Source organism: Streptomyces nanshensis, from assembly GCF_001751255.1.
Taxonomy (GTDB): Bacteria; Actinomycetota; Actinomycetes; order Streptomycetales; family Streptomycetaceae; genus Streptomyces; species Streptomyces nanshensis_A.
The window spans coordinates 1-8,160 of sequence record NZ_LJGW01000700.1 but is presented as its reverse complement, the minus strand read 5'-3'; the positions used below and the strand labels follow the sequence as shown (position 1 = coordinate 8,160).

At 71.5% G+C, this 8,160-nt stretch carries 7 protein-coding genes; 6 read left to right on the top strand and 1 reads right to left on the bottom strand.

Annotated features, from left to right (window positions below):
- Positions 1-99 precede the first annotated feature (99 nt).
- From dxr to AN218_RS32195, 6 genes are all read left to right on the top strand, one after another.
- Positions 100-1,350 (top strand): 1-deoxy-D-xylulose-5-phosphate reductoisomerase, encoded by a 1,251-nt coding sequence (dxr, locus tag AN218_RS32220; protein ID WP_171908874.1) that lies wholly within the window; start codon positions 100-102, stop codon positions 1,348-1,350.
- Positions 1,347-2,651, top strand: coding sequence for a M50 family metallopeptidase (locus AN218_RS32215; RefSeq protein WP_070020565.1), 1,305 nt, complete (start codon positions 1,347-1,349; stop codon positions 2,649-2,651). Before dxr ends, AN218_RS32215 begins: the two co-directional genes overlap by 4 nt.
- A gap of 235 nt (positions 2,652-2,886) precedes the next feature.
- On the top strand, positions 2,887-4,050 hold the full coding sequence (gene ispG / locus AN218_RS32210) for a flavodoxin-dependent (E)-4-hydroxy-3-methylbut-2-enyl-diphosphate synthase (RefSeq protein WP_079132827.1): 1,164 nt from the start codon (positions 2,887-2,889) through the stop codon (positions 4,048-4,050).
- Between the two features lie 195 nt (positions 4,051-4,245).
- Positions 4,246-5,091 (top strand): GNAT family N-acetyltransferase, encoded by an 846-nt coding sequence (locus tag AN218_RS32205; protein WP_070020563.1) that lies wholly within the window; start codon positions 4,246-4,248, stop codon positions 5,089-5,091.
- Between the two features lie 66 nt (positions 5,092-5,157).
- Complete coding sequence (locus tag AN218_RS32200) at positions 5,158-5,733, top strand: GNAT family N-acetyltransferase (protein WP_070020562.1); 576 nt, start codon at positions 5,158-5,160, stop codon at positions 5,731-5,733.
- Between the two features lie 117 nt (positions 5,734-5,850).
- Complete coding sequence (locus AN218_RS32195) at positions 5,851-7,563, top strand: proline--tRNA ligase (RefSeq protein ID WP_070020561.1); 1,713 nt, start codon at positions 5,851-5,853, stop codon at positions 7,561-7,563.
- A gap of 99 nt (positions 7,564-7,662) precedes the next feature.
- Here the strand turns inward: AN218_RS32195 and AN218_RS32190 are convergent.
- Positions 7,663-8,160: aminoglycoside phosphotransferase family protein (locus AN218_RS32190; RefSeq protein ID WP_216311839.1), on the bottom strand; the 498-nt coding region annotated here is incomplete at its 5' end.

Sequence of the window (8,160 nt, the reverse complement as noted above, 5' to 3'; positions counted from 1 at the left end):
AGAGCGCGCCGGGCGCCCGCGCCGTTCACGCGGTGACGAGGGCGCCCATTGGCGGCAGGCGGTGAACGTCCCGGCCCGAGCAGCCGTCAGAATGGGGCCATGACCGAATCCCTCGCTGATCCGCACCTGCGCCCGGCCGGCTCGCCGAGCGTGCCGGAAGGGCCCCGCGACATCGTCATCCTCGGATCGACCGGCTCCATCGGCACCCAGGCGGTCGACGTCGTCCTGAGCAATCCCGGCCGGTTCAGAGTCACCGGGCTTTCCGCCGCGGGCGGACGGCTCGAACTGCTCGCCGGCCAGGCCCACCGGCTCCAGGTGCGTACGGTCGCCGTCGCGCGCGAGGACACGGTCGGGCTGCTGCGGCAGGCGCTGCGCGCGGAGTACGGACCGGGGGAGCCGATCCCCGAGGTGCTCGCAGGCCCCGACGCGGCGAGCGAACTCGCGGCCGGCGAGTGCCACACGGTCCTCAACGGCATCACCGGTTCCATCGGGCTGGCCCCCACCCTGGCCGCGCTCCGTGCGGGCCGGATGCTCGCGCTGGCCAACAAGGAGTCGCTGATCGTGGGCGGCCCGCTGGTGCGCGAACTGGCGGCACCGGGCCAGATCGTCCCCGTCGACTCCGAGCACTCCGCGCTCTTCCAGGCCCTGATGAGCGGCAGGCGCGCGGAGGTGCGCAAGCTGCTGATCACCGCCTCCGGCGGCCCGTTCCGCGGCCGCGGCAAGGACGCGCTGGCCGACGTCACACCGAAGGAGGCGCTGGCCCACCCGACCTGGGACATGGGCCCGGTCATCACCGTCAACTCCGCGACCCTCGTCAACAAGGGCCTGGAGGTCATCGAGGCCCATCTGCTCTACGGCGTCTCCTTCGACCGCGTCGAGGTCGTCGTACACCCGCAGTCGGCCGTGCACTCGATGGTGGAGTTCACCGACGGCTCGACGCTCGCCCAGTGCGGCCCCCCGGACATGCGGCTGCCCATCGCGCTCGGCATCGGATGGCCGGAGCGGGTCCCGGACGCCGGTCCGGTCTTCGACTGGTCGCGCGCGATGTCGTGGGACTTCTTCCCGCTGGACGCCGAGGCGTTCCCGGCCGTGCCGCTCGCCTTCCAGGTGGGCCGTACGGGAGGCACCGCGCCCGCGGTCTACAACGCCGCCAACGAGGAGTGCGTGGAGGCGTTCTTGAACGGAAGGCTGCCGTTCCCGGGCATCGTGGATACGGTTGCCGCTGTGGTCGAGGAGCACGGAACGCCCCCCGACGCCGCGCTGACGCTCGGCGACGTCCTCGACGCGGAGACCTGGGCGCGCGAGCGCGCCCGCGAACTGGCGACGGCAGCAGCGGAGGCCCGCGCATGACGACCCTCATGACCATCCTCGGCATAGTCGTCTTCGTGGTCGGTCTGCTCTTCTCCATCGCCTGGCACGAGTTGGGCCATCTCTCGACGGCGAAGATGTTCGGCATCCGTGTGCCGCAGTACATGGTGGGCTTCGGGCCGACGATCTTCTCCCGCCGCAGGGGCGACACCGAGTACGGCGTCAAGGCGGTGCCGCTGGGCGGCTACATCCGCATGATCGGCATGTTCCCGCCGGGCGAGGACGGTGCGCTGCGCCAGCGCTCGACCTCTCCCTTCCGGGGCATGATCGAGGACGCGCGGGCCGCGGCCTTCGAGGAGCTCCAGCCCGGCGACGAGAAGCGGCTCTTCTACACCAGGTCGCCCTGGAAGCGCGTCATCGTGATGTTCGCCGGCCCGTTCATGAACCTGATCCTGGCCGTCGTGATCTTCCTCGTCGTGCTGATGTCCTTCGGCATCAACACCCAGACCACCACGGTCTCCTCGGTCTCCAAGTGCGTCATCCCGGCCTCGTCGAAGTCCGACAAGTGCCCGTCCGGGGCGAAGGACTCACCGGCCAAGGCGGCGGGCATGCTGCCGGGCGACAAGATCGTCGCCTTCGACGGCAGGCGCGTCGCCGAGTGGGGCACCCTCCAGCAGAAGATCCGCGACACCACGGGCCCGGCCACCATCACCGTCGAGCGGGACGGCGCCCGCAAGACGCTCCAGGCCGATCTGATCCCGAACAAGGTCGCCAAGTCCGACGGCCGCGGCGGCTATGTCGAGGGCGAGTACATCACGGCCGGCTTCCTCGGCTTCACCCCGGCCAGCGGCGTCGTCCAGCAGAGCTTCCCGCAGTCCGTGGACCGGATGAGCGACATGATGGCCTCCGGTGTGGAGGCGCTGATCGCCCTGCCGTCCAAGGTGCCCGACCTGTGGAACGCCGCGTTCGACGGCGGCGAGCGCAAGCAGGACTCCCCGATGGGCGTCGTCGGCGCGGCCCGGGTCGGCGGCGAGGTCTTCTCCCTCGACATCCCGCCGACGCAGCGCGTGGCGACGATGCTCTTCCTGGTGGCCGGCTTCAACCTCTCGCTCTTCCTCTTCAACATGCTGCCGCTGCTGCCCCTGGACGGCGGCCACATCGCCGGAGCCCTGTGGGAGTCGGTACGGCGGGCCGTCGCGAAGGTCTTCCGCAGGCCCGACCCCGGCCCCTTCGACGTGGCGAAGCTGATGCCGGTCGCCTATGTGGTCGCCGGGATATTCATCTGCTTCACGCTGCTGGTGCTGGTGGCGGACGTGGTCAATCCGGTCAGACTCGCGGGTTAGCGCGGGGGCCGCGGGGCCCCTGGCCGCCGGGCGCTCCGGTCCACCGCCGGGGCGCCCGTTTCCGTTCCGTACGCAGCATCTCGTCCGTACTGATCCGCCTTCGGGGGCTGTGCGTGCGTACGGGGGTTATCGGGAGCGGGATGTGCTCGTACTGGTGGCCGTGCCGTAATCTCAGGGGCTGGAGCCCGTCGATCTCCCGGGACTTCCCGATCCAGACCTTGGGGTTGCACGCCTGATGACAGCGACAGCGATTTCGCTCGGAATGCCGGACGTACCGACCAAGCTCACCGACCGGCGCAAGAGCCGGCAGATCCACGTGGGTCCGGTGGCCGTCGGCGGTGACGCACCGGTCTCGGTGCAGTCGATGACCACGACGCGGACGGCCGACATCGGCTCGACCCTCCAGCAGATCGCCGAACTGACCGCGTCCGGCTGCCAGATCGTACGAGTCGCCTGCCCCACGCAGGAGGACGCCGACGCGCTGCCCACCATCGCGAGCAAGTCGCAGATCCCCGTGATCGCCGACATCCACTTCCAGCCGAAGTACGTCTTCGCCGCGATCGACGCGGGCTGTGCCGCGGTCCGCGTCAACCCGGGCAACATCAAGCAGTTCGACGACAAGGTCAGGGAGATCGCGCAGGCCGCCTCGGCCGCGGGCACCCCGATCCGGATCGGCGTCAACGCCGGCTCGCTCGACAAGCGGCTGCTGAAGAAGTACGGGAAGGCCACGCCGGAGGCGCTCGTCGAGTCCGCGCTGTGGGAGTGCTCCCTCTTCGAGGAGCACGGCTTCCGCGACATCAAGATCTCGGTCAAGCACAACGACCCCGTTGTCATGATCAACGCCTACCGGCAGCTCGCCGCCCAGTGCGAATACCCGCTGCACCTCGGCGTGACCGAGGCGGGCCCCGCCTTCCAGGGCACCATCAAGTCCTCCGTCGCCTTCGGCGCCCTGCTCGCGGAGGGCATCGGCGACACGATCCGGGTCTCGCTCTCCGCGCCGCCGGCCGAGGAGTGCAAGGTCGGCATCTCGATCCTGGAGTCCCTGGGCCTGCGGCAGCGCCGGCTGGAGATCGTCTCGTGCCCGTCCTGCGGACGTGCGCAGGTGGACGTCTACAAGCTGGCCGACGAGGTCACCGCCGGGCTCGAAGGCATGGAGGTCCCGCTGCGCGTCGCCGTCATGGGCTGCGTCGTCAACGGGCCGGGGGAGGCCCGCGAGGCGGACCTCGGGGTGGCCTCCGGCAACGGCAAGGGGCAGATCTTCGTCAAGGGCGAGGTCATCAAGACCGTCCCCGAGTCCAAGATCGTCGAGACGCTCATCGACGAGGCCATGAAGATCGCGGAGCAGATGGAGGCGGACGGCGTCGCCTCGGGCGAGCCGGAGGTCGCCGTCGGCGGCTGAGCGGCCGGGCAGTCGAGCGCCCTGGCAGCCCGGGCCGGAAGCCGGCGGACCGCGACCGTCCGGTCCCGGCCGTCCGCGCCTCGGCCCCGCAGGACGCCGACGGTAGGCCCGTGCCGTGCGGGGTACAGTCGACAGGAGCGCTCACTCCCATCTCCTCCGTCCCCTGGGGCACGACACGGTGAGGCAGCCGACACCTTGTTGACCACCACCTCCACCAGGGTTGTCGAGCCGGCAGAACTCGACGACGTCCTCGCGGTGCTGCACCGCGAGCCCGTGAACAACGCCTTCATCGCCTCCCGCGTCCACTCCGCGGGCCTCGACCCGCTGCGCCTCGGCGGGGAGATGTGGGGCTGGTACGAGCGCGGCCGGCTGACGTCCCTCTGCTACGCGGGCGCCAATCTCGTCCCGCTGTGCGCCGGCCCCGAGGCCGTCCGCGCCTTCGCCGAACGGGCCCGCCGCCAGGGACGCCGCTGCTCCTCCATCGTCGGCCCGGCCGGGCCGACGGCCGCCCTGTGGTCCTCTCTCGAACCGCACTGGGGCCCCGCGCGCGACGTACGGCGCCACCAGCCGCTGATGACCGCCGACGCGGTCCCCCGTACGGTCAAGCCGGACCCGCTGGTGCGCCGCATCCGCAAGGACGAGATGGAACTGGTGCTGCCCGCCTGCGTGGAGATGTTCACCGAGGAGGTCGGCGTCTCGCCGCTCGCGGGCGACGGCGGCCTCGTCTACCAGTCGCGGGTGGCCGAACTCGTGGGCTCGGGCCGCTCGTTCGCCCGCGTCGAGGACGGCCGGGTCGTCTTCAAGGCCGAGATCGGCGCGGCCACGCCCCAGGCCTGCCAGATCCAGGGCGTATGGGTCACGCCTGACCGCCGCGGCGAGGGGCTGTCGGTGACCGGCATGGCGGCGGTGCTGCGCTACGCGCTGAACGAGGTCGCACCGCTGGTCAGTCTGTACGTCAACGACTTCAACGAGGCCGCGCGCGCCGCCTACCGGCATGTGGGCTTCCGCGAGATCGGCGCGTTCATGAGCGTGCTGTTCTGAGTCCCGTACCGGCCGCGGACCATACGGCGGGAGCCCGGAGGCGTCACTCCTAGTAGCCTCCCGGGCATGCTGCCTTCTGCCGGGGGACCGCCGCCCCAGGACCCCCGCGAGCCCGTCGAGATCGCGCCGCTCGACCTCGAAGCCCACGTGGACGACGCCCTCGCCGTCCAGGCCGTCGCCTTCGGGCTCGGCGACGACGAGATCGGAGTGCGGCGCCACATCGTGCTGCGTCATCTGACGACACCGGGGGCGCGGGCGCTGGGGGCGCGTACGCCGGAGGGGCGCCTGGTCGGGTTCGTCTACGGGATGCCCAACGACCGTACGCAGTGGTGGTCCACCGTCGTCGCGGGCCCGCTGCGCGCGGCCGGCTTCGAGGACTGGCTCGACGACTCCTTCGTCATCACCGAGCTCCACGTGCTCCCGCTCCACCAAGGGCGGGGCGTGGGGCGGCGGTTGATCACGATGCTCACCGACGGCGCGGGCGAGCGGCGTTCGCTGCTGTCCGCCATCGACACCGACAGCCCCGCCCGCTCGCTCTACCACCGCCTCGGATACCGGGACCTGGCCCGTTACGTGCACTTCCCGAGCGCGCCGAGCCCGTACGCCGTGATGGGGGCCTGGCTGCCGCTGCCACGGCCCTGAGCGGCGACGGGGAGCACCCTGGAGCAGGGGTGGATTGCATTTCCGTGCCGTGCGCGCGGCCGGATAGTCTCCTCCCCAGTTGTTCCGGCTTCTTTCCACCACCGCACGGAGAATTCCATGGCAGCCCGAGTCCAGCGTCTGTCCCGGTCGATGCTGAAGACCCTGCGCGACGACCCGGCCGACGCCGAGACCGTCAGCCACAAGCTTCTGGTGCGCGCCGGATACGTCCGCCGCACCGCTGCCGGCATCTGGACGTGGCTGCCGCTGGGCCTGACGGTCCTGGAGAACGTCACCCGCGTCGTACGCGAGGAGATGGACGCCATCGGCGCCCAGGAGGTGCTGCTCCCGGCGCTGCTGCCCAAGGAGCCGTACGAGATCTCCGGACGCTACGAGGAGTACGGCGATCTGCTCTTCCGCCTGGAGGACCGCAAGGGCGCCGCCTATCTGCTCGGGCCCACGCACGAGGAGATCTTCACGCAGGTCGTCAAGGACCAGTGCACGTCCTACAAGGACCTGCCGGTGACGCTCTACCAGATCCAGACGAAGTACCGGGACGAGGCGCGTCCCCGGTCCGGGATCCTGCGCGGCCGTGAGTTCACGATGAAGGACGCCTACTCCTTCGACGTCAGCGACGAGGGGCTGGCCGAGTCCTACGCGCGCGAACGCGTCGCGTACCAGCGGATCTTCGAGCGCCTCGGCCTCGACTACCGCATCGTCTCCGCCATGTCGGGCGCCATGGGCGGCTCGGCCTCCGAGGAGTTCCTCGCCCCCGCGCCCGCCGGCGAGGACACCTACGCGCAGTGCCCCTCATGCGGCTTCGCGGCGAACACCGAGGCGCTCTCGGTGCCGGTCGTGCCCGCCGAGACCTCCGGGCACCCCCCGGTCGAGGAGCTGGACACCCCGGACACCCCGACGATCGAGACGCTCGCCGAGCACCTGGGCGTCCCCGCGTCGGCCACGCTCAAGAACCTGCTGGTGAAGATCGACGGCGAGATCGCGGCCGTCGGCGTCCCCGGGCACCGCGAGGTGGACCTCGGCAAGCTCGCCGAGCATCTGGCGCCCGCCGAGGTCGAGTTGGTCACCGCCGAGGACTTCACCGACCGGCCCAACCTCGTACGCGGCTACGTCGGCCCGCAGAACGGCATGGCCGGCAAGGCCTTCCGCTACATCGCCGACCCGCGTGTGGCGCCGGGCACCGAGTGGGTCACCGGCGCCAACAAGCCGGACAAGCACGCGCGTCACGTGGTGTGCGGCCGCGACTTCGAGGTGGACGACTACCTCGACGTGGTCGTCGTCGAGGCCGGCGACCCCTGTCCGCGCTGCGGAGCGGGCGTCGTGCTGGACCGGGCGATCGAAATCGGCCACATTTTCCAGCTCGGCCGCAAGTACGCCGACGCCTTCGAGCTGGACGTGCTCGGGCAGGACGGCAAGCCCGTGCGCGTGACGATGGGCTCGTACGGCATCGGCGTCACGCGCGCCGTGGCGGCGCTGGCCGAGCAGACCGCGGACGAGCAGGGGCTGTGCTGGCCCCGGGAGATCGCACCGGCCGACGTCCATGTGGTCGCCGCGGGCAAGGCGCTCCAGACGGAACTGGCCGTGGACGTCGGCGAGAAGCTCGGTGCGGCCGGTGTGCGCGTGATCGTGGACGACCGCGCGGGCGTCTCGCCGGGCGTGAAGTTCACCGACGCGGAGCTGATCGGCGTCCCCTCGATCCTGATCGTGGGACGCGGTGCCAAGGACGGGCTCGTCGAGCTGAAGGACCGCCGCAGCGGCGAGCGGGAGGAGCTGACGGTGGCGGACGCCGTCGCCCGGCTCTCCGCCGCGGGCTGACGGACGGCCGACGGACCCGGGGCACCGCCCCGTTCCCGGTGTGAAGTGCCCCTGCTACGGGGGCACTTCAGCCGTGGCGGCGGTCGTGGCCGCCGCGGTTCACAGCCAGCCGGCGAACTCCAGCAGCAGTTCCCCGTCCTCACGGCTGCCGCCGCTCAGGTGCCGTACGCCGGACTCCACGGCCCGGTAGAGCGTCCAGCCCCGCAGCCGCTCGCGGTCCACCTCCAGGGAGTCGGCCAGCTTGTGCATCCGGCGCCGCGTCGCCGAGGCGGCACCGGCGGAGGCCAGCAGATCGTGCAGCCGGTCGCGCACCAGCCGTGCCAGGTCGTACGTACGCTCGCCCAGCAGCGGATCGGGGCCCGCCGCGAGCCAGGGCGCGCGCTCCGCGTCCGCCGCGAGGACGGCGCCCTGTCTGAAGTCGCCGTGCAGCAGGACCTGTTCGGGCGGATCGGCGAGCAGCGCCTCGCGCAGCTCCAGCGCCTCGTCCCGCAGGGGGCGCGCCTCGGCGGGCGTCGCCGAGGACTTCAGGAAGGCGCTGCTCGCGGCGGTGTGCGCGGCGAGCGTGGGCAGCACCGCCCCTGCCTCGGCCGCGTCCGC